This window comes from Microcystis sp. M53602_WE12 (assembly GCF_030065455.1).
GTDB classification, from domain to species: Bacteria; Cyanobacteriota; Cyanobacteriia; order Cyanobacteriales; family Microcystaceae; genus Microcystis; species Microcystis aeruginosa.
Genome location: NZ_JASJFB010000231.1, coordinates 1 through 26,971, shown reverse-complemented (window position 1 = coordinate 26,971; position 26,971 = coordinate 1). Strand labels below are relative to the sequence as shown.

General features: G+C 42.2%; 28 protein-coding genes. 15 read left to right on the top strand and 13 right to left on the bottom strand.

Translation table 11 applies throughout. The features are described 5' to 3' along the window. A partial coding sequence (locus tag PX482_RS08460; protein ID WP_130758671.1) for a transposase occupies positions 1–115 on the top strand: 115 nt, incomplete at its 5' end. Positions 116–204: 89 nt separating this feature from the next. Here the strand turns inward: PX482_RS08460 and PX482_RS08455 are convergent. Continuing rightward, positions 205–519 (bottom strand): DUF433 domain-containing protein, encoded by a 315-nt coding sequence (locus PX482_RS08455; protein WP_002760366.1) that lies wholly within the window; start codon positions 517–519, stop codon positions 205–207. Between the two features lie 354 nt (positions 520–873). On the opposite strand from PX482_RS08455, the gene larE reads away from it, so the two are divergent. The 5 genes from larE to PX482_RS08430 all read left to right on the top strand — a co-directional run bounded on the left by larE (position 874) and on the right by PX482_RS08430 (position 6,708). Further along, a complete protein-coding gene (larE, locus tag PX482_RS08450) occupies positions 874–1,683 on the top strand; it encodes an ATP-dependent sacrificial sulfur transferase LarE (RefSeq protein WP_288122315.1) in 810 nt (269 codons plus the stop codon). Between the two features lie 266 nt (positions 1,684–1,949). Next, positions 1,950–2,960 (top strand): permease, encoded by a 1,011-nt coding sequence (locus PX482_RS08445; RefSeq protein WP_002760364.1) that lies wholly within the window; start codon positions 1,950–1,952, stop codon positions 2,958–2,960. Positions 2,961–2,984: 24 nt separating this feature from the next. After that, positions 2,985–3,776, top strand: coding sequence for a TIGR03943 family putative permease subunit (locus PX482_RS08440; RefSeq protein ID WP_002760362.1), 792 nt, complete (start codon positions 2,985–2,987; stop codon positions 3,774–3,776). Between the two features lie 46 nt (positions 3,777–3,822). Continuing rightward, the gene (locus PX482_RS08435; protein WP_288122314.1) at positions 3,823–5,301 is read left to right on the top strand and encodes an Ig-like domain-containing domain; all 1,479 of its coding nucleotides are present in this window, start codon (positions 3,823–3,825) and stop codon (positions 5,299–5,301) included. A gap of 30 nt (positions 5,302–5,331) precedes the next feature. After that, positions 5,332–6,708 (top strand): aldehyde dehydrogenase, encoded by a 1,377-nt coding sequence (locus tag PX482_RS08430; RefSeq protein WP_002760356.1) that lies wholly within the window; start codon positions 5,332–5,334, stop codon positions 6,706–6,708. An 11-nt stretch (positions 6,709–6,719) separates the two neighbouring features. Here PX482_RS08430 and PX482_RS08425 read toward each other — a convergent pair whose 3' ends face one another. From PX482_RS08425 to PX482_RS08415, 3 genes are all read right to left on the bottom strand, one after another. After that, positions 6,720–8,129, bottom strand: coding sequence for an isochorismate synthase (locus PX482_RS08425; RefSeq protein WP_288055206.1), 1,410 nt, complete (start codon positions 8,127–8,129; stop codon positions 6,720–6,722). Between the two features lie 235 nt (positions 8,130–8,364). Beyond that, on the bottom strand, positions 8,365–8,769 hold the full coding sequence (locus tag PX482_RS08420) for an NIL domain-containing protein (RefSeq protein ID WP_002760353.1): 405 nt from the start codon (positions 8,767–8,769) through the stop codon (positions 8,365–8,367). A 32-nt stretch (positions 8,770–8,801) separates the two neighbouring features. Beyond that, on the bottom strand, positions 8,802–9,068 hold the full coding sequence (locus tag PX482_RS08415) for a ssr2422 family thylakoid membrane protein (protein WP_002760351.1): 267 nt from the start codon (positions 9,066–9,068) through the stop codon (positions 8,802–8,804). Between the two features lie 103 nt (positions 9,069–9,171). Between PX482_RS08415 and PX482_RS08410 the strand changes: the two genes are divergently transcribed. The 3 genes from PX482_RS08410 to PX482_RS08400 all read left to right on the top strand — a co-directional run bounded on the left by PX482_RS08410 (position 9,172) and on the right by PX482_RS08400 (position 12,076). After that, positions 9,172–9,723: a thioredoxin family protein gene (locus tag PX482_RS08410; RefSeq protein WP_002760350.1), complete on the top strand. Its 552-nt coding sequence runs from the start codon at positions 9,172–9,174 to the stop codon at positions 9,721–9,723. Between the two features lie 114 nt (positions 9,724–9,837). Next, positions 9,838–10,191 carry a hypothetical protein gene (locus PX482_RS08405; protein ID WP_002760349.1) on the top strand — a complete coding sequence of 118 codons (354 nt, stop codon included), beginning with the start codon at positions 9,838–9,840 and terminating at the stop codon, positions 10,189–10,191. Further along, entirely contained in the window at positions 10,160–12,076 is a 1,917-nt protein-coding gene (locus tag PX482_RS08400) for a hypothetical protein (protein ID WP_002760348.1), read from the top strand. The genes PX482_RS08405 and PX482_RS08400 overlap by 32 nt, the downstream gene beginning before the upstream one ends. A gap of 159 nt (positions 12,077–12,235) precedes the next feature. On the opposite strand, the gene ftsH is transcribed toward PX482_RS08400, so the two are convergent. Continuing rightward, the gene (ftsH, locus tag PX482_RS08395) at positions 12,236–14,200 is read right to left on the bottom strand and encodes an ATP-dependent zinc metalloprotease FtsH (protein ID WP_002760347.1); all 1,965 of its coding nucleotides are present in this window, start codon (positions 14,198–14,200) and stop codon (positions 12,236–12,238) included. A gap of 132 nt (positions 14,201–14,332) precedes the next feature. Between ftsH and ccsB the strand changes: the two genes are divergently transcribed. Beyond that, entirely contained in the window at positions 14,333–15,319 is a 987-nt protein-coding gene (ccsB, locus tag PX482_RS08390) for a c-type cytochrome biogenesis protein CcsB (RefSeq protein ID WP_288027496.1), read from the top strand. Positions 15,320–15,324: 5 nt separating this feature from the next. Here ccsB and PX482_RS08385 read toward each other — a convergent pair whose 3' ends face one another. Then, positions 15,325–15,462 (bottom strand): hypothetical protein, encoded by a 138-nt coding sequence (locus PX482_RS08385; protein ID WP_196219844.1) that lies wholly within the window; start codon positions 15,460–15,462, stop codon positions 15,325–15,327. Between the two features lie 126 nt (positions 15,463–15,588). Here PX482_RS08385 and PX482_RS08380 point away from each other — a divergent pair, with 126 nt between their 5' ends. Next, positions 15,589–16,482: an aspartoacylase gene (locus PX482_RS08380; RefSeq protein ID WP_288027495.1), complete on the top strand. Its 894-nt coding sequence runs from the start codon at positions 15,589–15,591 to the stop codon at positions 16,480–16,482. A 206-nt stretch (positions 16,483–16,688) separates the two neighbouring features. Next, positions 16,689–18,011: a serine/threonine protein kinase gene (locus tag PX482_RS08375; protein ID WP_052278585.1), complete on the top strand. Its 1,323-nt coding sequence runs from the start codon at positions 16,689–16,691 to the stop codon at positions 18,009–18,011. Here PX482_RS08375 and PX482_RS08370 read toward each other — a convergent pair. Then, positions 17,967–18,098: a hypothetical protein gene (locus tag PX482_RS08370; RefSeq protein WP_288027494.1), complete on the bottom strand. Its 132-nt coding sequence runs from the start codon at positions 18,096–18,098 to the stop codon at positions 17,967–17,969. The two genes, PX482_RS08375 and PX482_RS08370, sit on opposite strands and share 45 nt — an antisense overlap. Positions 18,099–18,394: 296 nt before the next feature. On the opposite strand from PX482_RS08370, the gene PX482_RS08365 reads away from it, so the two are divergent. Continuing rightward, positions 18,395–19,639: an ATP-binding protein gene (locus PX482_RS08365; RefSeq protein ID WP_125731394.1), complete on the top strand. Its 1,245-nt coding sequence runs from the start codon at positions 18,395–18,397 to the stop codon at positions 19,637–19,639. A 46-nt stretch (positions 19,640–19,685) separates the two neighbouring features. Further along, entirely contained in the window at positions 19,686–20,270 is a 585-nt protein-coding gene (locus tag PX482_RS08360) for a Uma2 family endonuclease (RefSeq protein ID WP_288122313.1), read from the top strand. A gap of 13 nt (positions 20,271–20,283) precedes the next feature. On the opposite strand, the gene PX482_RS08355 is transcribed toward PX482_RS08360, so the two are convergent. After that, the gene (locus PX482_RS08355) at positions 20,284–21,771 is read right to left on the bottom strand and encodes a DUF3084 domain-containing protein (protein WP_288122312.1); all 1,488 of its coding nucleotides are present in this window, start codon (positions 21,769–21,771) and stop codon (positions 20,284–20,286) included. A 7-nt stretch (positions 21,772–21,778) separates the two neighbouring features. Continuing rightward, the gene (ntcA, locus tag PX482_RS08350; RefSeq protein WP_002793163.1) at positions 21,779–22,456 is read right to left on the bottom strand and encodes a global nitrogen regulator NtcA; all 678 of its coding nucleotides are present in this window, start codon (positions 22,454–22,456) and stop codon (positions 21,779–21,781) included. A gap of 214 nt (positions 22,457–22,670) precedes the next feature. Between ntcA and fabI the strand changes: the two genes are divergently transcribed. After that, the gene (gene fabI, locus PX482_RS08345) at positions 22,671–23,447 is read left to right on the top strand and encodes an enoyl-ACP reductase FabI (RefSeq protein ID WP_002797558.1); all 777 of its coding nucleotides are present in this window, start codon (positions 22,671–22,673) and stop codon (positions 23,445–23,447) included. A gap of 211 nt (positions 23,448–23,658) precedes the next feature. Here the strand turns inward: fabI and PX482_RS08340 are convergent, their stop codons facing one another. The 4 genes from PX482_RS08340 to PX482_RS08325 form a co-directional block, all read right to left on the bottom strand. After that, positions 23,659–23,937, bottom strand: a complete 279-nt coding sequence (locus tag PX482_RS08340) for a UPF0175 family protein (protein WP_288094546.1) — start codon at positions 23,935–23,937, stop codon at positions 23,659–23,661. A 143-nt stretch (positions 23,938–24,080) separates the two neighbouring features. Further along, positions 24,081–24,389, bottom strand: a complete 309-nt coding sequence (locus tag PX482_RS08335) for a hypothetical protein (protein WP_103113381.1) — start codon at positions 24,387–24,389, stop codon at positions 24,081–24,083. Positions 24,390–24,396: 7 nt separating this feature from the next. After that, positions 24,397–24,936 carry a hypothetical protein gene (locus PX482_RS08330; RefSeq protein ID WP_288094548.1) on the bottom strand — a complete coding sequence of 180 codons (540 nt, stop codon included), beginning with the start codon at positions 24,934–24,936 and terminating at the stop codon, positions 24,397–24,399. A gap of 3 nt (positions 24,937–24,939) precedes the next feature. Continuing rightward, positions 24,940–26,971: CHAT domain-containing protein (locus PX482_RS08325; RefSeq protein ID WP_288122309.1), on the bottom strand; the 2,032-nt coding region annotated here is incomplete at its 5' end.

Sequence of the window (26,971 nt, the reverse complement as noted above, 5' to 3'; positions counted from 1 at the left end):
GGTGGTCGAGGGAATCAACAATAAACTTAAACTAATAAAACGGAGAGGCTATGGCTTTAGAAACTTTCGGAATTTTTGGGTTAGAAGTATGTTATCTTGGCATCTTGTATGTTGATTTAGCATAAAGGGTAACGAAGAGCCCTAAATACTTACTAAAATAATTGGGATCAGCAATAAGCTAAGATACATTTTAAACGCCTATTCTTACTCTATTCCCTGTGCTTTAAGTCGGGTAACAAAGGGAGAATCTCCGGCTTTTCCTCGCATTTTTTGGGCAAATTCTAAATCAGCTTGGATAGCTTGATCTAATTCCTCTCTATGTTCCCAATAGTAAGCTAATGCTGAGTGAATTTGACTCATACTTAAATCACGATGGTTAATGTGAATTTCTGATCGAGTCCAACCGTAAGCTATTTGTGCCATAACTAGATCAATCACTTTTAGGGTAGAACCCGCAATTATTGGTACTCCCCGATGATCAATTGCAATATGTTTATAGTCTGTGAGATTTGTTGTCATGTAGAGAGGGTTAAGCTAAGACACATTTATGATTATACTAAGTACCTAGGCAAAATTAATTACACATATCTAACCACCTCTTGCCTCTTGCACGAGTGCCTATCTTGACTAGGAAATTTATTTTGCACGACTACTTACCTCCTTGCCGCAAATTCTTGGGACAAGTGGCTTAAGCTAAGTAGGGAGGCACAATTATTTGTAGGATGGGTTAGCGGTAGCGTAACATAATCGGGCGTTGGGTTTCATGCTTCAACCCAACCTACGTTCATCTTATATTTAATTCCACCCACCCACTTACTTGTTTATACCCAAATAAAAAACGGTCTCCCTAAACCAGTTGCCAAAATCGCCGCCATGGACAGTCAATTACTTGATAAACTCGGACAATTACAAAACCTCTTAAAAACCAGCGAAAAAGCTCTGATTGCCTATTCTGGGGGCGTGGACAGTACCCTAGTGGCCAAAGTGGCCTATGATCTGCTAGGGAGTCAAGCATTGGCAATTACGGCGGTTTCCCCTTCCCTACTGCCGGAAGAATTAGAAGAAGCGATCGCTCAGGCCGATTATATCGGTATTCGGCATGAATTGGTGGAAACCGAGGAAATGAATAACCCCAATTACACCAGTAATCCCGTTAATCGCTGTTATTTCTGCAAAAGTGAGCTACACGACACCCTTAAACCCATCGCCCTCGCTCGTGGTTATTCCTACGTCATCGATGGCGTTAATGCTGATGATTTAAGGGATTATCGTCCCGGAATTCAAGCCGCTAGGGAGCGCGGCGCTCGTTCACCTTTGGCGGAAATTGGTATCACAAAAAGCGAAGTTCGTCAACTATCTCGTTACTTAAATTTACCTTGGTGGGATAAACCGGCGCAACCCTGTTTAAGTTCCCGTTTTCCCTACGGGGAGGAAATTAGCCTGGAGAAATTGCAAAGAGTCGGACGGGCGGAGATTTATCTGCGAAAATTAGGTTATCGTCAATTACGGGTGCGATCGAGCGGCGATACGGCACGGATTGAATTACCGGCAGCAGAAATTCCCGACTTTATTAATCGGACAAATTTAAGCGAATTAGTCGCTGATCTGCAAAAATTAGGCTTTATCTATGTCACCCTCGATCTAGAAGGTTATCAAAGCGGCAAGCTTAATCGAGTCCTCTAAGTGTGAGGTGATGGGAGAGTGGGAATTATGAATTATGAATTATGAATTATGAAGTGGGGAAGTGGGGAAGTGGGGGAATTTCAACTAAAACCCTAACACCCTAACACCCTAACACCCCAAAACCCCAAAACCTAAAACCTGTCCCAGAAGTCACTCGATCGGATATATTAAAAAAATGTTAAAAAGCCGGGGAGCGGACTGATGAACCTTTTTCTAGGGTTCCTAAGTCTTTACCCCTAAACCTCTAATTGCCAAGGCGAGGATAGATGAGTCAACTACAAAATGCCTTTACCCTATTCCTGAGCCTGTTGGTGGAAGCGATGCCTTTTTTACTGCTAGGGGTGATTCTCTCTAGTATTCTTTTAATATTTGTCGATGAACGTCGCCTAGTTGCCTTGATGCCTCGAAATGCTGTTTTAGGAGCATTTGTGGGGGGATGTATTGGTTTTTTGTTTCCCGTCTGCGAGTGTGGCAATGTGCCGGTGGCGCGACGTTTACTTGTGCAAGGAATGCCGAATGCAGTAGCGGTTAGTTTTCTCTTAGCAGCGCCGACAATTAACCCGATTGTTATCTGGTCCACTTGGGTAGCTTTTCGCGATCAACCGGAAATTGTTTTCTATCGAGTTATCTTTTCTTTGTTCATCGCTACGGTTATCGGTATTATCTTTAGTATCCAAAAAGATCCCCGACCGCTACTACAAACCTCTTTGGCAAAAAGTCTCAATTGGCAACCGCAAACACCGGAAAAAGAATCTATCCCACTACTACTACAATCCGGTTCTTTTCTGATCGGTAATTCTGGGCAAACTTTGCGCTTAGATGAAAGTTTTGCCGCTACTGCTGTCCTACCAGCAGTGCAAGCTATCCCGATGAAAAGGCGCTGGTTAACTTTTGTGGAAAACGTGGTGATGGAATTACGGGAATTAGGAGGAGTGTTAATCTTAGGAAGTGCTATAGCGGCCGGTTTACAGGTGTTTGTTCCCCGGGAATTTGTTCTTAATTTGGGTCAGGATCCGATTACTTCGATCTTGGCCATGATGCTGTTAGCGGTCATTGTTTCGATTTGTTCCACAGTTGATTCTTTTTTTGCTCTCTCCTTTGCCTCTAGTTTTACCAGTAGTTCCCTGCTGGCTTTTTTAGTGTTCGGTCCAATGATTGACCTGAAAGGGATTGGTTTAATGTTGTCTATTTTTAAACCGAGAATGTTAATTTATCTCTTTGCTTTAGCAGCGCAAATGACTTTTTTACTCACCTTGGCTCACAGTTATTTATTTTAGGTCAGTACCCGGATAGTTTTTCCCATGAATTCATCACGTCTAAAAATAATCGCCCCCCAATTTATCGATGTTATTGCCCTAATCGGTTGGGGTTCGTTACTATTTAAATACTGGATAACTGGACAGTTAAATTTACTGATACATCCTAATTATTTTATCCTGGTTCTCATCACCAGTATTGCTTTATTTGTTCTGGGAATAGTCAAGCTTTGGACATTATTAAAACAGTGGCAAAAAAAGATTAATTTAGATAGTAACGATAATCGATCGCATATTACCATTCTTCCCCAACATTTTGGCTCAGGTTTATTAGTAATCACTGCCCTTTTAGGCCTATTTATTGCCCCGCAGCCCCTCAGCAGTCAAATCGCATTACAGAGGGGAATTAGTGAATCTTTACCCCTAACTCGCTTGCAAACTCAATCCTTTGGCACTACCGTTAAACCAGAGGAAAAAAGTTTAATTGAATGGGTAAGAACTTTGAATGCTTACCCCGAACCTGATGCTTACACGGGACAACCGGTAAAAGTCACAGGTTTTGTGGTGCAATTGCCCCAATTACCCGATAATTATTTATTAATTAGTCGCTTTATCCTTACCTGTTGTGCCGTGGATGCTTATCCCGTGGGTTTGCCGGTGAAACTATCAGGAAGTCGCGGTCAATATCCCAATGATACTTGGTTAGAAATCACCGGAGAAATGGCCACGGAATCTTTACCCGTAGAGGTGGGAAAATCAACCACCAGAAGACAATTAGTAATTAAGGCTAAATCCGTGAAATCTATACCCACTCCTGTGGATCCCTACGGATATTAACAGTTAACAGTTATCAGTTATCAGTTGTTTCTAACCATCTACTATAATGATCAAGACCTTACAACTACAACCGATTGATAAATTAGCGATAACATTAATTGTATCGCTAACCTTAGTAATTGGCGGCTTAATTTGGTTAGGTAATAGCTGTGGTAATCAATGTCTTTTGCAAACCGGTCCAAGGGTCAAGGAATTTAGCTGGGAAAATCGAGAAATTGGCTCAGAAGATCAAGCATTTATTATCACTTTTGATCGCCCCATGGATCATGCTAGTGTAGAAAAAAATCTAGTTATCGATCCTCCGCTGCCGGGTAAGTTGAGTTGGGCCGGAAGACGATTAGCTTATACCCTCACTTCTCCCATTCCCTACGGAGAAAAATATCATCTGCAAATTGAAGGTGCGCGGGAACAATTTCGCAGCGGTAATCGATTAGGACAAACCCTGGCAATTTTTGAAAGAGAATTTAAAAGTCGCAATCGTGCTTTTGCCTATATTGGCACTAATGGGGAAGAACAGGGAAGATTAATTTTTTATAACTTGACCGAGGAGAAGAAAACCCTCTTAACCCCCGCAAATTTGACCGTTATGGCTTTTGAATTCTATCCTGATGGTAAAAAAATCCTCTTTTCGGCCGTGGCGAAAAATCGGGGGATAGAGGGAATTCGTGAACTGCAGCTTTATCAAGTTGATAGCAGTCAATCCCCTGCAAAAATTGAGTTAGTGCTAGACAATAAAGATTATCAAAATAATCACTTTGATTTAGCTAAAGATGGGGAAACTATTGTCGTGCAGAGAATTGAGCGCCGCAATCCGATTAACTTCGATTTATGGGCAGTTAAATCGGGGGAAAAACCCCAAAAATTAAACATCCAAGGCGGAGAATTTTTGATCGCACCTGATAGTAAAACTCTGGCTGTCACCCAGGGGGAAGGAATTGCGCTTTTGCCCTTAAAATTCGAGACAAAACCCCTGGATTTTTTACCAAAATTTGGGCGAATTTTGAATTTTTCTGCCGATGGTACGGCCGCAGCAATGGTGAATTTTAATACGGATAATGCCAAAATGCGTTATATTCGATCGCTTTTTTATGTCAATAATCAAGGATTACAAAAACGCTTACTCAATCTACAAGGTTCGATTATAGATTGTCAATTTAATGCCACCGGTAGTGATTTGTATTGTTTGTTAACCGAGTTAGTTACTAACAGTCAAGAGTACAAAGAAAAACCCTATTTTGCTAAAATAGATGTGAAGACCGGTCAAGTGACTCCCCTACTGGAATTAGCCGATTATCGTGATATTCACATTAGTTTATCTCCCGATGGTTTAGCAATTATTTTTGATCAACTTCGCACCAGTTATGATACTAATCCAACTAATCCCCTGACTACCGATTCAGGAGAAACAATTATCGGTGGTCGTTTGTGGATGTTAATTCCTCCCCTACAAGATGGAGTAAAAGCCAGTAAATCTGATTTAATTGAATTACCTCTAGCGGGAATTCGTCCCCAGTGGATGCCGTAGAATTTCATCATTAAGTTAGGAATTATTTCGATGCTGTCAAACTCAGAAAAATTAGCCAAATTGCGTCAGTATTTTGTTAGTGGTGCCACTCGTTCCTATCAATTCCGTCGTCAGCAGTTAGAGAAGTTAAAACAGGCAATCATTAAATATGAAGCGGAGATCTATGAAGCTTTATATAGCGATTTAAAGAAAAGTCCCGAAGATTGTTGGATTACGGAAAATGGTTTCCTTTTGGTGGAAATTAAGACCGCTTTAAAAAATTTGCGCTCATGGATGCAACCCAAAACTGTTAAAACTAATCTCTTAAATTTCCCATCCTCCAGTCAGATTATTCGGGAACCTTTAGGAGTGGTTTTAATTATTGGTGCTTGGAATTATCCCCTCCAATTGTTATTAGTGCCTTTAGTCGGTGCCATTGCTGCCGGTAACTGTGCGGTATTAAAACCGAGTGAATTTGCCTCAGCGACGGAAAAATTAGTAGTTAAAATAATTGAAGAAATATTCCCCGAAGAATATGTGTTAATTGTCCCCGGAGATGGTGCGGAAGTAATTCCGAATATGTTAGACAGTTTTACCTTTGATCAGATATTTTTTACTGGCAGTACAAAGGTAGGAAAAATTATTTATCAACTAGCGGCAGCAAAGTTAATTCCTGTTACTCTAGAATTAGGGGGAAAAAGTCCCTGTGTTATCGAAGCTGATGCTAATATTTCCGTGGCAACCCGTCGCATTGCCGTGACAAAATTCTCTAATTGTGGTCAAATGTGTATCGCAGCTGATTATATTTTAGTACATCAATCCCAGCAGGAGAATTTGATCAGAGAATTAGCAAACACTATTGTTAATTTTTTCGGTGAAGATGCCAGATTAAGTGCTGATTATGGTAAGATAATCAATGAGAAACAATTTGATCGCCTGATTGACTTTCTCCAAGATGGTGAGATTGTTTTTGGAGGCAAAACCGATCGAGAAAATTTATATATTCAACCAACTTTATTAACTAATGTTTCCCTCGATGCTCCTATTATGCAAGGGGAAATATTCGGTCCAATTTTACCGATCATTGCCTTTAGCACTTTTGAGGAAGCTTTAGCAATTATTGCTAAAAACCCTAACCCTCTAGCTTTTTATCTGTTTACTACTAAGGCAAAAACCGAAAAGAAATGGTTAGAATCTGTCCAGTTTGGGGGAGGTTGTATTAACAACAATAGTTTTCATTTTACTAATCCTAGTTTACCCTTTGGTGGTCGGGGAAATAGCGGTATCGGTAGCTACCATGGTCGTTTTTCCTTTGAGAATTTTAGTCATAAAAAAGCGATTATGAAAACACCTCTTTGGTTCAATCCCGCTTTAAAATATCCGCCTTTTAAGGGTAAGTTAGGCTTATTTAAGTTATTAGTTCGGTAAAAAGCTATAGTTTAAGTTAAAGCTTTTAAGAGAGCTTGAAATTTAAGCTGAATTTCTGCTAGTTCTTTTTCCGGATCGGAACCGGCAACAATACCCGCACCGGCGTATAATCGCGCTCGATCGCCTTCAATTAAGGCCGAACGAATACCAACAATAAACTCACTATTATTTTGACAATCGATCCAACCCAAAGGAGCGGCATAAAGAGAGCGATCGAAGGTTTCATAATGACGAATTTGTGCTAAAGCGATCTCCGTGGGAACCCCAGCAACAGCAGGAGTGGGGTGTAGTTGGGCAACAATTTCGAGGGGATGGATGGAGGGTTTTAGTTTGGCATGGATAGGAGTCCAGAGATGTTGAATATTGGAGAGTTTTAACAATCTAGAGGGAGAATTTTGCGGATTTAAGCCAATTTGTCGCAGTTTTTGGTTAATAAAGTCACTAACAGCCCGATGTTCCCGTTGTTCTTTTTCACTAGCGAGGAGTTTATTGGCTAAAAGAGCATCTTCGATCGCATTTTCTCCCCGGGGGGCGGATCCCGCTAAAGCATCGGTGATTAATTGCCCCTGATGGACAGTTAGCAAGCGTTCGGGACTAGCGCCGATAAAATGATCTCCCCGTCCATTGCCGAGGGAAAAAGTATAGCAATCGGGATGACGCTGACGCAAATTATCGAGACAGTTTACCAGATGAAAAGGACGGGGAGAAATCACGTCAAGAGCGTGAGCGAGGACAATTTTGCTAAATTTTTGAGCATGGATAGATTGGAGTGCATCGGCAACAGCCGCTTGAAAATTATAGGTAGGATGAATATAATAACTACAGGGAGCCTGGTGGGGATTTTGTCGGCAATTGCTCGAGTTATTTTGGATAATTTTGAGGTTGTTGATAGTTTCTTCGAGGGAGTTTTCTATTTCTTTTTCGCTGGTGATTAGGAGATTGGTAAGGAAAAAATATTCCGACTGTTTTTTGATAATTTGAAACTTAGGCAGGGTTAGGGTAGCTGAGGGAAAGGGGGTAGCTCTTTCCGAGTCGAAAAAAGTGAAACTACAAAAGATGCGGGGAGTAATCTCGCTATAGTTATCAATTTTAATAATTCTTTGTTGACAGTTTTCAATAAATTTTTGAGCTTTTAAAAAACGTTGTTTGCCGTGGAAAGTGGCAGCAAAGGCGATGCCGTAGCCGAGAAAAGCGGTTTCTCGTTCGGGATTTTCCCAATAACAATGGGTGGGATAGCTAGAGGCAATCCGAGAGAGAATTTCTAGGGGATCAACGGGGGAAATTTTTTGACAAAAACTAACGAACGACGGATTTCCCTTTTCTGCGGCTAACAGTTGCGGGTTGAGGATAAAGTTATAGAGGCCGCGAAGATCAGCAATCGGACTATCAGGATAGGAAAGGCGAGGAACGGCAGAAGTCATGTCAAGTTTTTTGTATTTTTTGCAAAAAAACCATGATTAATGGTATGTAATCCCCACAGATGTGGCCAGAGTCAGCAATCTCTTTTTAACTATGGTATCGGAGAAAGGGTCTTTAGGCAGAAAGGGAAGGGGATATTTGTGACGATTAACCGCATTGGAGACAAATGAAGGCTTAAAATCTCCAGAGATGGCTATTATTTAAATGGGCAAAAAAATTAATTTAATAACTGCTACTTTACAAGTTTGTGGAAATTGCCACCACGGGACAAGTGGGGATACATTGTTCACAAACCACACAACGGGAACGCAAAAACTTAAGACGAAAACTTTCGGGATCAAGGGTTAAAGCTTCCGTGGGACAAACTCCCGTACATAAGCCACAATCGACGCATTTTTCTTCATCAATGACGATTTCGCGACTAACTTGGGAAACGCCAATATTTTGTAATTGTAACCATTCGATCGCCGCTTCTAACTCATCGATATCTCCCGATAATTCTAATACTAATGTTCCCACTTGATTGGGGGCAACTTGGGCGCGGATAATATTAGCTGCGATGTTAAAATCCTTCGCCAGTCGATAGGTAACGGGCATATGGACGGCTTTTTTGGGAAAAGTGAGAGTAACGCGTTTTTTCATGCAGCCTTTCCGATCAAAGAATCTTTTTTTGCTTATTTGCCGAAAACGGCTGGAATTACAATAGTAGCAGTAGCGGCAACGATTAGACCAAAAGCCAAATTAACTACCTGTTGATCAGCTTTTTGGTAGGTATCGATGCTAAGACTAAGTTCACGGATTTGGTTGATCACGTCTCCTAGCTTTTTTTCAATGTTTTGAAGGTTACTTTCTAAAGTTTCTAATCGCCCCTCAATTGTATGAACGTCCCCTTCTAGCCTTTTTAGCTGTCCCTCTATTCGATCGAGTCTTTCTTCGGTCATAATTATTACCCATCTCTAACTTAATTGTAACTCAATCGACACCAATACTAAAAGAGCGCAGCAATCGTTACAATAGGACAAAGTAAACTTTGATTAAATGTCCATGACAGCCACCACACCCACCAACAAAACCAGAAATCTGCTGCTGGCAGTAACGGCAGTTATCCTTAGTGTAGCGATTTTCTTCGGGTTTCAAACCACCGCTAGTTCCGTATCTTTGGAAGCGCAAGCGGAAAAAGCGACACCTTTCGAGCTTGCCCTCAGCAATGGTAAACCCACCCTGACAGAATTTTATGCTAATTGGTGTACCAGTTGTCAGGCGATGGCCCCTGAAATTGCCGAAATTAAAAAACAATACGGTAATGCCATTAATTTTGTCATGCTCAACGTTGATAATAATAAATGGTTGCCGGAAATTCTCCGTTATCGCGTGGATGGTATTCCCCATTTTGTCTTTTTAAATAATCAAGGACAACCAGTTGCCCAAGCGATCGGAGAACAACCAAAATCAATTTTAACTGCTAATTTAGAAGCACTTTTAACCAATTCTACCCTACCCTATGCCACCACTACGGGACAGGCTTCTGATTTTAATATCCTTGCGGGCGCTAGTCAAACCGATCCTCGCAGTCACGGCAGTCAAGTTAAGCAGTAATCAGTTATCAGTAATCAGTAATCAGTAATCAGTGGAAAGCTCATGGCTGAAAGCTATCATTCAAGAGTCAACAGCTTATCAATAAGTACATTTCATTGACTGAATTTTTTAACTATGGCGATTATTGTCCAACATTTGACCACAGGTAACGAATATATATTCCTAGGAGTTATTGGGGGTGAAAGTAAGAATATTTTACCCACCAAAATGTTAGGAGATTTTTTCGCAACCGAGACTCCAGATAAATCTCGATCGCTGACGGTTTGTGACGATCAAGGCCGCATACTTTGGTTTCCCGTCACAGAAATGATTGTGGTGGAGGTAGATGGTCAAAAACCCGAAGAATTATTACCAGAAATTATCCCTCCTGAACCAGTTCCTTTACAATTAGATAAAGAGAATCAACCTCAGTCCCCAGAAAATCAAGGAAACATCGATGAATTTGCCGAAGATGACGATTGGATCTAGAATTAAATATCTAATTTTAGCGGTAATAATTGCCCTATTTACTATTGGCTTTAATTCCCTCTATTCTGTTTCTCAAAACTCGATCGCTTCCTTCCCCGTTGCCGAAGTTAAACCCCAATATCTTAACGATTGGACACCGGAATTAGAGGCAGAATTTCAACAAAGGGCCAAGCAAGTTATTAACCATTTTGCTAAGGCAGAAAGTTATGGCAATTTGTGGGGAGAAAACGAGAAAAGATCCTATCCTATGGCCATGTTTGATTTCTTGGCAGGAAACCGGCAAAAAGCCCTAGATTTCCTGCAGCAGGATGACCCACAAAAACGGGAACAGGCCCACACCGATTATATAGATTATTATTTTTCTTTTACCCTAAAAGGACAAATTAGAAAATATTTTCTGCTCGGAAAGTATCTCGATCCAGTTTATCGTCAGAGAATGTATAATGCGGCGAAAATTTGGACAGAAACCGACCCTTTACAACGGCCCCATCCTGTCCACGGTACGGGCCAAGGAACGGGTAATGATTGGAGTATAACAAGACGGGGTTTATGGGTAGATAGTCGCAATACTGATAACCTGCGAGCGATGCGCGAAACATCGGTTTATCTGATGGCCGAAGAAACCGGAAATGAAGCAACTCGTCAAATTTATAAAAGTAAAATTAAGCGTTACGTTTCAGCTTTATATAACATCGGTATGGGAGAATGGGATTCAGAAGTTTATCACGGTCACACCTTTGCTCCCTATCTCAATCTCTACGATTTTGCTCAAGATACGGAAGTTAAACAATGGGCAAAAATGGCCTTAGATTGGTTATCCATGGCCGCTAGTGTTAAATATTATCGCGGTGGTTGGGGTGGCCCTGTAAAACGCGATTATGGTGGTAGTAATGGGGCAATGCGATCGGGTGCAGCCCGCACTTTTTGGCTATACTTTGGTGATACTCCCGTCCCCAATAATCGCCCGGAATTGGACTCTCTTTATCTAATTACCAGTGGTTATCGTCCTCCTTTAGCAGTGATGGAATTAGCCCGAAAAAACTTTAATAAACCGGTAGAAATTCTCGCCAGTAAACCCCTGTATGAAAACTGGAAACCGGGCAATAATCAAAGTCCAGGTTATTGGGAAACTCAATTTATCGGGGCTAGTTATCAAATGGGTAGTCTGGCGGGAACTTTCCCCGATGGCGATGTGGCCCCGTTTAAATTAATGGCCTTTAATCAACACAAAGGGGTGGATTTTTTTGTGGCTAACACTGGCAAAAATGGCGTAAAACCGGGCAAAAATCCCGGGGATGAGATCGGACAATATCGTAATCTTTTAATCTGGTTACGACCAGCAGATCAAGCTTTTTTCTGGCAATTACCGAAAACCGCCAAGGTAGAAAAAGATGATAATATCTGGTTTATTCAATTAGAAAAAACTTGGTTAGCTCTGAGATTAATAAATCTTTCTTCTCCTGAAATGATCGAGATTCCTAATTCCCCTTATCCCGATGATAATACCTACCAAGCTTTACCCACAGGTAACAATTATGCGGGTTTTGCTCTGGAAGTGGGAGAAGCGGCAACCCAGGGCAGTTATGAGAATTTTAAGAGCATATTTAAGCAAAAAAGTCAAGTAAATTTAACTCAAATTAATCAGGGCAGGGTTTTATTTAAAGGCAGTCAAGGGCAGAGTTTACAATTGACCTATAATCAAATCAATCTACTGCCGATTTTAATTCGTAACGGTCAAAAGCACGATTGGTCAAAAAATTTCGCCCTTTATAACAGTTTAAGTCGAGATAACTCTCCTGTTTCTTTGGGTTGGAAAAAGGGCAAATTAACCGTCAAAGCAGGGAAATACCAGTTTTCCAATGCCTTGATCCTCTCCTCTCCTTAAGTTAGATATTCTCGATTATTTATTCAGCAAACCCTAGTTATGAGGAGAGGCAAAAGGCAGCTTTGTTCGCCCCACTTCCCCACTTCCCCACTTCCCCACACCCCACACCCCACTTCCCCACGAAAAACTTTTTCAGCAGACCCTATTTATGGGGATTGATCAGACCATTTGCGCTTGATTTAAGAATTCTTGCAATTCTTCTCCTTCGATTACTTCGGTGGTCAAAAGATTAGCGGTAATGGACTCTAATAAATTGCGGTTGTGACTGAGAATTGCTAGGGCTTTTTGGTAACTAGCGTCGATAATTTGTTTAACTTCTTCATCGATCGCTTTGGCCGTATTTTCCCCGATCGAACGGCGGGGACTACCCTGATTATTACCTAAAAAATTAGCCTGTCCTGTTTTATCGTAGGCTAGGGGTCCTAGGGATTTACTCATACCATACATTGTCACCATTCTTTCAGCAATATCCGTCGCCCTTTGTAAATCATCGGAAGCGCCATTAGTGACACTGCCAAAGATTAATTCTTCGGCTGCCCGACCGCCCAATAACATAGTAATTTGTTCTTTAAATTCGGTTTCTGTCATCAAAAAACGGTCTTCCGTGGGAATTTTCAGGGTATAACCCAAAGCGGATAAACCCCGGGGAACGATGGAAATTTTCTCCACCCGACCACCTCCCGGCATGACAGCGCCGACTAAAGCATGGCCGACCTCGTGATAAGCGACGATTTTCTTTTCTTTTTCGGATAAAACCCGACTTTTCTTTTCTAAACCAGCGATAACTCTTTCTATTGCTTCTTTAAAATCAATTTGACTGACTCTTTCCCGATTATTGCGGGCAGCCAAAAGAGCCGCCTCATTGACGAGGTTGGCTAAATCGGCACCGGCAAAACCGGGGGTTTGGGTGGCGATCGCTTTGAGGTTAACATCTTCACCCATCTGGACTCGTTGGGCGTATATTTCCAAAATTGCCAATCTTCCCGCTAAATCGGGACGATCCACCAAAACTTGGCGATCAAAGCGCCCCGGACGCAATAAAGCGGCATCAAGAGTCTCTGGGCGATTGGTGGCGGCTAAAACGATGACGACGGCTTCTTTGGGGCTAAAACCGTCCATTTCTGTCAAAAGTTGGTTTAAAGTCTGCTCGCGCTCATCATTGCTGCCGCTAGTTCCCGATCCCGAACTTCTCGATTTACCGATCGCGTCCAATTCATCAATAAAAATGATGCTAGGGGCATTTTTCTTCGCTTGGGCAAATAGATCCCGCACCCGGGCTGCCCCGGTCCCGACAAATAATTCCACGAATTCCGAGGCCGAAATGCTAAAAAACGTCACTCCCGCTTCTCCCGCGACCGCTTTTGCTAAGAGGGTTTTTCCCGTCCCCGGCGGTCCGACCAAGAGAACACCCTTAGGAATACGCGCCCCAATTTTATTAAAGCGCTCGGCATCCTTGAGAAATTCGACAATTTCCTTTAACTCGGTTTTTGCTTCCTCGGCCCCGGCCACATCACCGAAGGTAATCGGATATTTTTCGCCGTCTCCGTAAACTTTAGCGAGATTTTTATTAAAAAGCAGCGATTTACGCGTGTCATCGTTGCGATAGAACAGAAACTGCATGGCGGCGACTAAAATTAAGGGAGGAACCACCCAAGCGAGGAGAGTGGTGATCCAACTGTTTTCGGCCACAGGAATCGCCTCGAAGATTACGCCTTTTTGCTGTAATAGTTGGGGTAATTGGGGGTTATCGACTGGAATCGTGGCCAAGACTCGTCCGGGGGCTAGATTACTGCTTGGTTTGCTGGCCAGAGAACTAGAATCACTGTGAAAGGGATTACTTGATTCTGGGGGATTAACGGGGGGATTACCCGGAATAGCCAGGGATTCTAAAGGATTTTTTAATTGATACAAGATGACTTGATTGCCAATTCTGACCTTACTGATGTCGCCCCGTTCCACTTTATTGATAAATTCGCTGTAGGGTTCGAGGGGAATATTGGATAATTCTGAGGGACGAGGGATAAGAAAATAGCCTAAAGCGGCAACACCAGAACAAATGATCAGGATTTTGCCTAACAGAGGCAAACGCGACCAGGAAAATTGATTATCTTCTTGATTAGTCATAATTTTTAGGGTGGGTCAGAGTGAAAATGCAAAGTTTATACTAACAATTCCCTGTCTCGATCGCCTTACCGATGGGATAGGATAGAGGATGGAATACTTGGTAGCGAGCGAGCGACAAACGAGAGAAATCCCATGAATTTAGTTAGCTTAGAGAACTTTCTCGATAACACTTCTTTTTTAGTCCTGTTTTTAACCATGCTGGTTTATTGGGCCGGGGCAGCCTTTCCTAGCATACCTTTGTTGCCGGGCCTGGGCAGCACGGGAGTGGCCATCGCTAACCTCTGTATCGCCGCTTTATTGGGGGCGCGCTGGTTAGAAGCGGGTTATTTCCCCATCAGCAATCTTTACGAATCTTTATTCTTTCTCGCTTGGGGTGTAACTGCGGTTCATTTAATTGCTGAGTACAATAGCCGCAGTCGCCTGGTGGGGGTGGTGACGACTCCTGTAGCCATGGGGATTACTGCTTTTGCCACTTTGTCCTTACCCGGGGAAATGCAAACTTCGGCGCCCTTGGTTCCAGCTTTAAAATCGAATTGGCTGATGATGCACGTTAGCGTCATGATGTTAAGTTATGCTGCTTTGATGGTGGGTTCCCTGATGGCGATCGCTTTTCTGATCGTCACTAGAGGTCAAAATATCGAGTTAAAAGGCAGTTCCGTGGGTACGGGAGCCTATCGTCTGCAAAATAAGTTATCTACCACTCTTTCCGCCCCAATTTTCCTGGAAACGGCTAACAGTGGCACAACCGCCCTTTTAACTCCCACCTTAACAGCGATGGCGACCCTTTCGCCCCAACGTCTTAGCTTGGCGGAAACCCTCGATAATATCAGTTATCGGGTCATCGGTCTCGGTTTTCCCCTTCTCACTATCGGTATCATCGCCGGGGCAGTTTGGGCGAATGAAGCTTGGGGTTCCTATTGGAGTTGGGATCCGAAAGAAACTTGGGCGCTAATCACTTGGTTAGTGTTTGCCGCTTATCTCCATGCCCGCATTACCCGGGGATGGCAGGGAAGAAAACCAGCTATTCTAGCGGCCAGTGGTTTTGTTGTGGTTTGGGTATGTTATTTAGGGGTGAATCTTTTAGGTAAAGGTCTTCATTCCTACGGCTGGTTTTTCTAAATCAGTTATAGGGGTGGGGTGTGGGGTGTGGGGTGTGGGAAGAATAAATAAAAATAATCTTCTGACGACCGACGACCGACTCCTAACCCCACCAACAAACTTTTTGCCGCAAACCATAAATAATTATAAGTAGGGAGGCACAATTATTTGTAGGATGGGTTAGCGGTAGCGTAACATAATCGGGCGTTGGGTTTCATGCTTCAACCCAACCTACGTTCATCTTATATTTAATTCCACCCACCCACTTAACTTCTCAAAAATTATAAAAAATGATCGAGCAGAAAACTACTATTAAAAATCTGGCTTTAATTGCCGGTGTGCATGGCAATGAACTAACTCCCGCTTATTTGGTTAAATACCTGCAAAAGTCACCTAATCTTATTGCTCGCAGCAGTTTTCAATCCCACAGTCTCATCGCTAATCCCTTAGCCCTAAAGCAACGGTTTAGATATATCGATACGGATTTAAATCGTTGTTTTAACCAGAAAGATTTAGTTAATCCCGATGGTCAGCAATACGAACAAAAACGAGCCAAAAAAATAGTCAAAGAAATCCGAGAAAAATCCATTGATTTATTAATCGATATTCACAGCACCACATCTAACATGATGCTGGCAATTATTTATTCTAATCCCCATCCTTGGCTATTAAAACTCTTTACCTATCTGACTAAAATTAATCCTGAGGTGCGCTTAATTTATCATCCCGTCAGCGAGGAAGAAAATCATTTTCTGAAAGGAATTTGTCCCCTAGCTTTTACCCTCGAAATCGGTCCGGTTAACCATGGTGTCATCTGTCCCTATCTTTTTCGTCAAACCGAAACACTCATCTATCAAATCCTAGACTATATCGAACAGGAAAATTATCTGGCTGCCCATCTCGATACTTTCAGCGAATCCCTCACAGTTTACCAACGTTTAGGCTCGATCGATTATCCTAGGGATGAACAGGGTGAAATTAAAGCCATGTTACATCCTCAGATTCTCCAACGAGATTATCAGGCAATTCAACCCAATCAACCGATTTTTCTAGGGTTTGATGGTCAGGAAATTATCTATCGTGGGGAATCTGAATTATATCCTATCTTTGTCGGAGAATCTTCCTATAAAGAAAAAGGAATCGCCCTTTGTTGGACAGCCAAAAAACAAATTGATATTAATTAGGGTTTGCGGCAAAAAGTTTGTTGGTGGGGTTAGGAGTCAGTAGCCGGTCGTCAGTAGCCGGTCGTCAGGAGATAGGAGATAGGAGATAGGAGATAGGAGATTATTTTTATTTATTCTTCCCACTTCCCACACCCCACACCCCACACCCCACACCCTGTCCCCAGGAAAAACTTTTTCAGCAGACCCTAAATAAGGGAAAAGCCACTATGACCTTTACTTCTGATTCTCTTTTAGCTGAACGTTACCAACTACAACAACGCCTAGGCAATACCGCTATCGGTCGTCAAACTTGGTTAGCTACCGATGTATTATCCCAGGAATCGGTAATTATTAAACTCCTCGCTTTTAGTCCCCAGATGGAATGGGAAGAATTAAAATTATTTGAACGAGAGGCCGCCGTTTTAGCTTCTCTCTATCATCCCCGTATTCCCCGCTATCGCGATTATTTTTCCCTCGATAAAAATCAAGGTGACGGGATTCCTTGGTTTGTGCTTGTACAAGATTATATACCCGGAGAATCCTTAAGCGATCACTTAGAAAGGGGGCAACGTTTCCCCCCTACGGTAATTCGGAATATTGCCCAAGAAGTTCTCGAAATTCTCATTTATTTGCATGAATTATCGCCCCCAGTATTACATCGAGATATTAAACCTAGTAATTTAATTATTAACTCAGAAAATAACGTTTATTTAGTAGATTTTGGCGCAGTCCAGTCCAGGGGTGCAGCAACAGGAGTTACTTTTACCGTGGTGGGAACGAGTGGTTATGCACCCCTAGAACAATTTTGGGGCCGGGCAGTTCCGGGTTCTGATTTATATGCCTTGGGCATGACTTTAATTCATTTATTGACGGGAATTGTGCCGATAGAACTGCCCCACCGCGACTCTAAAATTCAATTTCGCCAACTGGTGACAATCGATGATGATTTAATCGATTGGTTAGAAACTATGACCGATATGGCGGTAGAAAAGCGGTTTAAAAGTGCCAGAGAAGCCCTGAAATTTCTCCAACATCCCTCCTATCGCCAAGCCTCAAGTTTAATCGATCCTAAGAAATTACCAAAACCTCCCCACAGTTCCATCCGTATCGCTAAACGCCGGGATAATTTAGAGATTAATTTACCCCCAAAAATTAAGCTACTTTCCGATGCTCCTACCCTCTGGTCTTTGGCGATTGTCCTTACTGTCACTGTCTTTATCTCCCCGATTCTTACCTTTATTATAGCTCTAATTGGTTTTATTTGTTTGCGGGAGATGCAATTAATTCTTACACCTCAAGAAGTTTTAATTAAATATAAAGTCTTCAATTTTATCTACAAAAAATTTGCTTTTAAAACTCAAGATTTATGGGGTATTTTTCTCCATAGCAATGGCACAGAAGGTAACTATCAGATTCGTCTGCGGACGGCTAAAAATTATTATCTTATCGGCCAGAATCTCCGCGAGGATGAATGTCTCTGGTTAGGACAGGAAATCCAAGATTGGTTAAATTTTATCAAATATAGCGTTTCTCCTCAAGATGATGTGTAACCTGACAGGGTATCTTCTCCTGACTTGAAAGAGGGTGTAGGGTGTAGGGTGTGGGGTGTGGGGTGTAGGGAAGGAAACCTCTTTCATCTATGGGGGTGAAAATTTTTTCATCGGGACCGTCTCCCCAAAACGAAAACTTTGCACCTCACCATGAAGATAACTGCTATAAGTTATCAATTTTATCGAGAATCAATTCAAGAAATCCTAAGAATTAGTCGGTAGGCATTTCTCCCTTTTTAACCTTAATGTTGCAGATATCGCCCTATCTTGGTAGTATAATAACTGATTGGCATTCCCTCGGCTACAAGGCGGCAATTATTAAATCGGATTAGGAATTGCCAAAAGGCGGCCATGAAATGTTAGTTATTAGTGGAGAATTAAAAATGAACTCTGAAATTTACAAAAAAGTCAGCTTGTTAGTTTTGTATCAAGGGGTTTTTGATAATGCTATTGGTCAGGCATTTATTACCCTATTATCTACGGATAATGTTGCCGATTTTCTCAAAGCTTATGGTAAATTGTTTCAAGCTTTAGCATCCAGAAATATCAGTTGGAATGATTTTCTAATCGAACAAATTTTATTAGATGATAATCCCTTTAGTCAACAGGTACAGAAAAAAAGTGTTTCGGAGTTACCCGAATCTTTAATTGATGGCGTTAAACAGGATTTATCTATCCTCCAATCTCTTTATAACTCTAGCATTTATAGCTTAAGTAATTCGACAGTTTTTGAACAAATTAAATTTCTAATTTTCCCCGCTTGGGAAGTGGACAATAAATTAGAAAGTTTCCTACATTCTAGTTTAGATTGGACGGAATTAGTCGAAGATCTAGCCGATTATTATCGTGAGTGTGGTACAGGAATTTTTGCCCGTTATCAAGCTTTAAGGTGGCAAGAAGGCAGATTACAAGGAATTACTCATCCCGATCCCGTGCAGATTCAAGACATAGTCGGTTATGAAATGCCCAAGGAAACCTTGATTAAAAACACTGAGTTTTTATTAGCAGGTTATCCAGCTTTAAATGTCTTACTCTATGGCAGCCGTGGTTCGGGAAAATCCTCTCTGGTTAAGGGATTATTGCAAAAATATCATAGTCAGGGATTGCGCTTAATTGAAGTGGCAAAATCGCAGTTAAAAGACCTACCATTAATTATTGAAATCTTGCGAGATTTGCCCCAAAAATTTATTATCTTTGTCGATGATTTATCCTTTGAAGAAGACGATGAAGCTTTTAAAGCTTTAAAGGTTATTTTAGAGGGAAGCGTCACCGCTAGACCGAAAAATGTCGTAGTTTATGCCACTTCTAATCGCCGACATTTAGTCAGAGAATTTTTTGCGGATCGACCACAACCAAAAGATAGTGATGAAGTGCATAATTGGGACACAGTACAAGAAAAATTATCCTTTAGTGATCGCTTTGGTTTAACCCTCACTTTTGAACCGGCTAATCAAGAAAAATATTTGGAAATAGTGCGTCATTTGGCAGCTTTATCTAAATTAAAAATTAGCTTAGAAGACTTAGAATTTCGTGCCAAACAATGGGCAACCCAACATAATGGGCGATCGGGAAGAACTGCTAGACAATTTATTGATTTTCTCCAAGGGGAATTAGAATTAAATGGGTAAAATTAATTGTGTTATGATTAAATAAAAGAAGCTCTAATCTGGAAAAATGCTAACTCGATCTCCTACCAAAACCCTCAGCTTAGAAGAATATCGTAATTTAGAAACCATTGCCGAGGTTAAACACGAATATCACGACGGAGAAATTATCGAGATGACAGGGGGAAGCATCAATCATAATCGACTGGTACGCAATTTAATTCGCTTGTTAGACAATGCTTTAAGGAAAACTATTTATGAAGTCTTTCCCAGTGATTTGCGACTATGGATACCCCAATATAATCGCGGTTTATACCCAGATTTAATGATTATTGCCGGGGAACCATTATTTAGTGATAATCGCAACGATGAAATTTTAAATCCCTGCCTAATTATCGAAGTTTTATCTCCTTCCACCTCTGGTTATGATCGGGGTGATAAATTTCGTTATTATCGTTCTATACCCCAATTAAACCAATATCTTCTCGTCAGTCAAGGGGAGATACTAATAGAATCCTATAGCAAAACATCAGACAATAATTGGTTACTGCAAGAATACACCCCAGCAAGGGGAATTATATCCCTAGATTCTTTAGGAATTAGCTTAAGTCTTGCCGATATTTACGAAGTAATTGATTTTAATCTCAACTCCTAACTTTAGCTATCTTTTAAGAGGACGTACTAAAAACAATTTTACCATCTTTTACCGCTACCAAACGCAAAGTTAAAGGTCCAGATGTATTAGTTTTACTAGCGGCAATTGCCTCAAGTGTCTCGATAGAATTACCCGACTTTTTCACTTGACCAATAAAGTTAACTACCGTAGTTAATAAACCATCTTCCACCTGAATTGACCCTAAAACTCCCGCACTTCTAGCGCGAAATTGAGCCGAAGCTAAGAGTAAATCTAACCGCTTTTGTAGGTCTTCTTCTGTCATATTTTGGGGATCAATGGAAACGGCAGCGATCACCTGTTTCTCCTCAAAAACTCTTTGATTGGGAACCACATCAGCAAAGACACGAATCTCGCTTTCTCCTAAGACATAATTACCTGCGGAAAGGATTCTCACCACATATTCTTTACCGTCCTGTAATTGTTGACTTAACTGTTCTACCTGTGCTTTTGTGATCTTAACTAAACGCTGGTCAAAATTAGGCTGATTCGGTTGGGTGGCACGGATAGCATTCATATTCGCTTCTCGCAATAACTTATCAATAACAGCGACAATAGCTTGAGTATCAACAATACGAAAAGCTCCAAAAGATAACACCTGTCCCCGGAAAATAGCGATTTGTTTTTCCCGCAATTCTTGATAGGTTTGATAGTATTGTTCTAAAACTTCCACTTCCCGCTTAAGAAAAGCCATTTGGGTTTCTAAATCTTTTAATTTTCCCTCGCGCTGTTCCAAAGCCAAATTTTTATCGACGATCGATCGATCGAGTTCTCCAATACGTTGATCCCGGCGATCAATTTCTAGCTGTAGGGTTTTTTGTTGGGTTTCCAACTGTTGAAGTCGCGCTTGTCTGGTTGTTAATAACTTTTGTTGATTAGCTAACTCTTTATCTCTAACTTTAACGGTGGTTTGTAGTTGATTGATCTGACTAGAAAGAATTGATTTTTGTTGGGACAATTGATCCCGTTGACTGATTAACTGTGCCTTTTGATTAGTTAAAATGACTCGTTCATTGTTTAAATTAGCCACTTCCTTACGAAACTTTTCCAACTGTCCCGAAACTAATCGCAAACGTTGACGCGAAGCTTGATAATTTTTGTTAAGAACCTCTAGACGTTTCTGCACAGCTATCTGTTCACTTTTAGCCGTTTTTAAAGCCTTTTCCACCTGATTTTTTTGCTCGGTGGTTTTTCTCACCTGTCTTTCCAAATCCTTAATAGCGGCACGACGTTCATTTAAAAGACGATCCAGTTCAAAAACCCCTTGACGCAGGGATTTACTAGAAGCAAACAAGACAATTAAAGTCGAACCGGCGATCAAAATTCCCGTTACAATCGTCATCAAAGTCGCGGTTTGTTTCGGACGCAGATTAAATAAACGCATCCTTTTCTTACCGATACGGCTCCCTATGCGATCGCCAACCGCCGCTATCAGACCACCTAAAACCACGATGGCCAAAACCAAAATATAAGCGCTAGTCATCCAGAATTTAAGTAAATTGTTGACTGAGAGCGACGGGATTATGGACGGTAATTTTCTTCTTGTAAATTGAGACCATTTCTTGATCCCGCAGCTCTCCCAATAAACGGGTGACAGTGACGCGGGTAGAACCGATCGCTTCTGCGATCGCTTGGTGAGACAATTTTAGATCCACCCGGATGCCATCGGTGGTGGGAACCCCAAAATCACGACAGAGAATTAACAAAAAACTGACCAAACGCGAACCCATATCCCGGTGAGCCAAGGTTTCGATCATCATTTCCGTTTGCAGAATGCGCGAGGACAACCCCTGCAACATCAACATTGATAAATCGGGATTATTGCGGAGGGATCTTTCTACCTGATCGATCGGGGCCGAGAGTAATTCTACCGGGGTAAAAGCCACGGCATGATAAAAACGATCCGATCGCTGACCAGTCAGTAAGGATAGCACACCAAAGACGCTATTTTCCCGCAGTAGAGCCACGGTAATTTCTTCTCCCGCTTCATAGACTCGCGACAACTTAACGGCTCCTTTCAGCAAAAAATAGACTCTTTCGGCGGGATCTCCAGGGAAAAAGATCGTTTTGCCACGCTCGAACAATTCCACCACCGGGGGGAAATTGCCGCTGCCGATTCGACGGAACACATCTGCTAGGGGTTTGTCTTGTATTAGGGATAAGTCCATCTCACATCCAAAAAAGGGGAAAATTGTTTTTATTATGCAACGAGTTTCACCTCTATTAAACATAACCGCTGCCTAAACTGGGAAAAGTTTTGGGCGCTTTTTGCCAGACAATGGGGGAGGGGTGATCATTGCTGCCCCGTTATCTGTATCCCTATTATACCGAATCTCGCTGGGGTCGGCTATTGGGGAGATTTTTGTAAGAGAAACGAGAACTATGTTAGATTTAACGGGAAAAAACGCCCTAGTGACAGGAATTGCCAATAATCGCTCGATCGCTTGGGGAATTGCCCAACAACTCCATCAAGCTGGTGCGAATATCGGTGTCACCTATCTCCCCGACGAAAAGGGCCGTTTTGAGAAAAAAGTGCGAGAATTGGCCGATGAACTTAATCCCGCTTTTTATGTCCCCTGCGATGTCCAAAATGACCAACAGGTAGAAGATACTTTCGCTACAGTGGCGGAAAAATGGGGTAAACTGGATATTTTGATTCACTGTCTCGCTTTTGCCGATAAAGAGGGTTTAACGGGCGATTTTACCGCCATCCCTCGGGAAGCTTTCACTAAATCCCTAGATATTAGCACTTTTTCCCTAACCCGTCTAGCTCGATCGGCTAAACCTTTGATGACGGCAGGGGGAAGTATTATCACTCTTACCTATCTCGGCGGTGTCAAGGTAATTCCTAACTATAATTTAATGGGGGTGGCAAAAGCTGGTTTAGAAATGAGTGTTCGCTATTTAGCCGCCGAATTAGGTGGCCAAAAGATCCGAGTTAATGGTATTTCCGCCGGTCCAATTCGCACCTTAGCATCTTCGGCCGTGGGTGGAATTCTTGATATGATCCATCATGTGGAAGAAATCGCTCCTTTACATCGCACGGTGACACAAATTGAGGTGGGAAATACGGCCGCTTTTTTAGCCAGTGATCTTGCTAGTGGTATTACCGGTCAGATTATTTATGTAGATTCCGGTTACGAAATTATGGGAATGTAGTTTTAAGTAGGTAGGTGTTAAAAACCATCAGCACCCCCCTTATTAAGGGTAGTAGGGTTGATTCATGAATCAACCCTACAATGAATCAACCCTAGGATCAAGGAGGGATCAGCGCCCCCCTTATTAAGGGGGGATCAAGGGGGGATCAGCGCCCCCCTTATTAAGGGGATATCAAAGGCGAAATCTATCTTCAATTTAATTGAAACGACGATCAAAAAAGACTATGATCGTGTTTGTTGCGAAGTTGCTGAAGGGTTTTGTGATCGCTGTCTAGATCGACTTCATCGTAATGTAAATCGGCATCGTGGTTTTTCAAAAAAGCATCCACCACCCAACGAGAAGATAGACCTAAAATACTTCCGACCTCAGCACTGGTGATTTTTTCCGCTCGGTAGGCCTGCACCACCAAAGCCTCTAAAATTTCACGGGTAAGATTATTGTAGTTGTAATGTTGAAGCAATTCATCGGGAATATCGATAGTAATTTTCATGATTTAGCTTCCTTTTTTTTGGGGTTTACTGATAATGTTTATAGAACTTAGGTTGAGTTAAAGCATGAAACCCAACGCCTATTCTACACTTTCTCAACAGGATTTAGTATAACTTTTAGATATGGATAAAGCTGGCATTTCTATTACTTCGCTTCAAATAATTTACAAATCTCTTTAATAGAAATATAGATACCGAGAACAGCACCTAGCAAAAGAGGGATTTGACTATCCGAACCAAGGCATTTCTGAAAATTTTCATCGGTTAACACTTTATAGACGACCTTAACTAGGGTAAATGCAGTCCACAAAGTTAACCCAGAAACAAAAAGAATTTCTAGATAAGATTTATTGTTTCCCCGTCTTGGCTGTTTTTTTGTAACCAGTGCCACGCTTGCGGTAATGACCAAGGTTCCGATTAACAAAAGAAAGTTTTCAATGTTAACAATCTTCATCAAAAATTTATGCTGATTTTGTTTTCCTAAAGGTAATATACCATCCGCAGCCGGCCGCTAATATCGCACCAATAACCGCACCGTAAACTCCCGCAATCGATCCTCCTAGGGCCGCACCTCCCACCGTTACCACCATCAGGCGATCAGCTTTATCCCAAAATCGAGGGGAATCAGCACCCTCGTGATCAAGGGGGGATCCAGCTAATTTTTGGGCAGTTTTTACCCAATCTTGGCTAGGAATAACATCATTAATAAATAGGGACTCGAAATCTAAACTATCGGGAAAAATGACGCTTAAACTTTTGGTGCGTTCTTGGTTAGCATAGGCTGCGTCTAATTCTTCGATCGCTTTTTTATAAGCTTTTTCTAGGGGGGGAAAATCCTTGACAAGTTGCCGCAATTGTGTTGCTGCCTGGGGTTGTTCTTCCCTTAATAATCGTTCAATTTCTTTGAGCGATCGCTGTAGATATTCTGGCAAGGGTTCAGTCTGCTGTGCGAGGGCGATTAGCAGCGCTTCAAGATTGATAATTGTTTTGGGAATTTCCATAAGTTAGTCCTGTCCAGTCAGGGTATAGGCTGCCCAATAGTAAGGATCACCATATTCTGTTAGTTGATCTAGCCCTATTGTACTGCCTTCCTTCAAAGTATTCGCCGCCCTCGCCTCCAGTCGATCGACCCCTTCCCTTAGGTCGGGAAGTTGTCCAAGTTGCTCGATCCAGTTAGCTAGTTGCTGCCAAGTGATATTTTTTAACCAATTTTGTGTATTTTTCAGAGCTAGGGCCGGGGATTCACCCGTTAATAATCTTTGATAGAAGTTAATCATAAACCAAGCACTAGAAATCTCCTTCACCGGCCAGAGGGTACTGACCACATTAGTCGCACCCGCTGCCCGGAAAGCACTGACGAGGCCGACGTATTCGGTAGTAATGCCATCCTTACCGGTGAGAGCGGTTTCACAGGCAGCCAGACAGACGAGACGGTAACTAGAGAGGTTGAGCTTGTTGATATCCCGGACAGTCAATAAACCATCGCTAAGGGCGATCGCAGACTCCTGGGGACGAAAAGAGTCATAAAAGCCGTGACCAGTGAAATGAAAGGTTTTATGGGCATTTTCGAGGGCTTTGCGGACGTTTTCGCGTGATGCCTTTTTCGGGCTGATTCTCTGGCTCGGTTGCAGGATATGGCTAATAATCGCTGATTCCAGTTGGGCGAAATCCATGGGTTTTTGTTCCGTTTTGGGGTCTTCGACGCTGAGGAGGGGAGAATAGGAGGAATCGCCGGACTGGGGACGCAAACCGACCTGAGCAGAGGGGAGATAGGTGGCGGTGTATTTTTCGGGGAAGAGGGTATGTAGGGGGAAGCGGTGCAGATCCCGGTGGGGGATGAGAATCAGGGAATCAACGGAAACCGGCAAAGGTTCGAGAATTTTATCGATCTGTAAAATCCGCTTTAATTGGGCAAAACGGCTGTTAAGTGACAATCTCCAGGGGTGATTTTGTTTATTCTCCGTTTCTTTTTTACTGGCATAGTCAAGGTATTGTTTATCCCATTCGGTTAACCAAGTCCGAAACTGTCGCGCCAGTTGACGGCGTTGTTCTGGCTCGACAATGACGGGATCAGCCTCTGCGGTGATAATAAAGGTGGTGAGATTGTCCTCGCTGAGATACCAGTAAATAATCGCCTTATTCGGACTGGTCAGGCTTTGGATGGTGGCATAATCGGGACTGGTGGGGTTTTCTTGCCAACTATCGAGAATCCAAGTCAAACAACGATTTTTATAAAATTCTGCCTGTTCAATTGCGTCTAGGGGATGATTTTCCTCGATCAGTAAATCGATTTCTAGGTGACTAAAACTGCTGAATTTTGCCTCAAAAGCCGGTTTATCGCGTTTCTGGGCGCGTAGTCGAGTAAAAAGGTGGCGCCCCTGTTGTTGATAGAATCGCGCTTCAGGGATTTCCTGTAGGGAAAGATGAGCGCGGATCAATCCTTGCAGAATTTCTAAATGATCTTCGGGGAAGTCTTTTTCGGTGAGAATCGGTAAAGCGATTTGATAATGTCGGATTGCTTCGCGCCAATAGGGACTAGCTTTCTCTTTATACTGGGAATGTTCCAGATAAGCTTCCCCTAGATAGCGATAAATTTGCCCCCACGGAGGCGATCCTTGAATGAGGTGGGGAAGTGCCTCCCGGAGGGCGAAAATATGGGGTTCTCGGTCATTAAGGGCTACTATCGGTTTACGGTAAATGAGAGCTTCTAGACTGGGAGTAGAAACGCGATTTTTACTCAGAGAACAAACGGCCCACCCTCGGTTGTTCCAAGCTTCATGGTAATCGGGTTTAATTTCTAAAGCTCGATCGTAGGATGCGATCGCTTGTTCAAATCTGCCTAAATTAGCTAACGCAATCCCTCGGTAGTTCCAAGCATCAGGGTCATCGGGTTTAATTTCTAAAGCTCGATCGTAGGATGCGATCGCTTGTTCTAATCTGCCTAAATTAGCTAACGCAACCCCTCGGTTGTTCCAAGCTTCATGGAGATCGGGTTTAATTTCTAAAGCTCGATCGTAGGATGCGATCGCTTGTTCT

Excerpts from the sequence above, each read along its gene's own strand:
- PX482_RS08435 (WP_288122314.1), top strand. The coding sequence starts at position 3,823 with ATGATCAAGACCTTACAACTACAACCGATTGATAAATTAGCGATAACA.
- PX482_RS08355 (WP_288122312.1), bottom strand. The coding sequence starts at position 21,771 with ATGACTAGCGCTTATATTTTGGTTTTGGCCATCGTGGTTTTAGGTGGT.
- PX482_RS08410 (WP_002760350.1), top strand. The coding sequence starts at position 9,172 with ATGACAGCCACCACACCCACCAACAAAACCAGAAATCTGCTGCTGGCA.
- PX482_RS08420 (WP_002760353.1), bottom strand. The coding sequence starts at position 8,769 with ATGAAAAAACGCGTTACTCTCACTTTTCCCAAAAAAGCCGTCCATATG.
- PX482_RS08425 (WP_288055206.1), bottom strand. The coding sequence starts at position 8,129 with ATGACTTCTGCCGTTCCTCGCCTTTCCTATCCTGATAGTCCGATTGCT.
- larE (WP_288122315.1), top strand. The coding sequence starts at position 874 with ATGGACAGTCAATTACTTGATAAACTCGGACAATTACAAAACCTCTTA.
- PX482_RS08405 (WP_002760349.1), top strand. The coding sequence starts at position 9,838 with ATGGCGATTATTGTCCAACATTTGACCACAGGTAACGAATATATATTC.
- ccsB (WP_288027496.1), top strand. The coding sequence starts at position 14,333 with ATGAATTTAGTTAGCTTAGAGAACTTTCTCGATAACACTTCTTTTTTA.
- PX482_RS08330 (WP_288094548.1), bottom strand. The coding sequence starts at position 24,936 with ATGGAAATTCCCAAAACAATTATCAATCTTGAAGCGCTGCTAATCGCC.
- ftsH (WP_002760347.1), bottom strand. The coding sequence starts at position 14,200 with ATGACTAATCAAGAAGATAATCAATTTTCCTGGTCGCGTTTGCCTCTG.
- PX482_RS08445 (WP_002760364.1), top strand. The coding sequence starts at position 1,950 with ATGAGTCAACTACAAAATGCCTTTACCCTATTCCTGAGCCTGTTGGTG.
- PX482_RS08365 (WP_125731394.1), top strand. The coding sequence starts at position 18,395 with ATGAACTCTGAAATTTACAAAAAAGTCAGCTTGTTAGTTTTGTATCAA.
- PX482_RS08370 (WP_288027494.1), bottom strand. The coding sequence starts at position 18,098 with ATGAAAGAGGTTTCCTTCCCTACACCCCACACCCCACACCCTACACCC.
- PX482_RS08375 (WP_052278585.1), top strand. The coding sequence starts at position 16,689 with ATGACCTTTACTTCTGATTCTCTTTTAGCTGAACGTTACCAACTACAA.
- fabI (WP_002797558.1), top strand. The coding sequence starts at position 22,671 with ATGTTAGATTTAACGGGAAAAAACGCCCTAGTGACAGGAATTGCCAAT.
- PX482_RS08335 (WP_103113381.1), bottom strand. The coding sequence starts at position 24,389 with ATGAAGATTGTTAACATTGAAAACTTTCTTTTGTTAATCGGAACCTTG.
- PX482_RS08440 (WP_002760362.1), top strand. The coding sequence starts at position 2,985 with ATGAATTCATCACGTCTAAAAATAATCGCCCCCCAATTTATCGATGTT.
- PX482_RS08455 (WP_002760366.1), bottom strand. The coding sequence starts at position 519 with ATGACAACAAATCTCACAGACTATAAACATATTGCAATTGATCATCGG.
- PX482_RS08340 (WP_288094546.1), bottom strand. The coding sequence starts at position 23,937 with ATGAAAATTACTATCGATATTCCCGATGAATTGCTTCAACATTACAAC.
- PX482_RS08380 (WP_288027495.1), top strand. The coding sequence starts at position 15,589 with ATGATCGAGCAGAAAACTACTATTAAAAATCTGGCTTTAATTGCCGGT.
- PX482_RS08430 (WP_002760356.1), top strand. The coding sequence starts at position 5,332 with ATGCTGTCAAACTCAGAAAAATTAGCCAAATTGCGTCAGTATTTTGTT.
- PX482_RS08415 (WP_002760351.1), bottom strand. The coding sequence starts at position 9,068 with ATGACCGAAGAAAGACTCGATCGAATAGAGGGACAGCTAAAAAGGCTA.
- PX482_RS08400 (WP_002760348.1), top strand. The coding sequence starts at position 10,160 with ATGAATTTGCCGAAGATGACGATTGGATCTAGAATTAAATATCTAATT.
- ntcA (WP_002793163.1), bottom strand. The coding sequence starts at position 22,456 with ATGGACTTATCCCTAATACAAGACAAACCCCTAGCAGATGTGTTCCGT.
- PX482_RS08360 (WP_288122313.1), top strand. The coding sequence starts at position 19,686 with ATGCTAACTCGATCTCCTACCAAAACCCTCAGCTTAGAAGAATATCGT.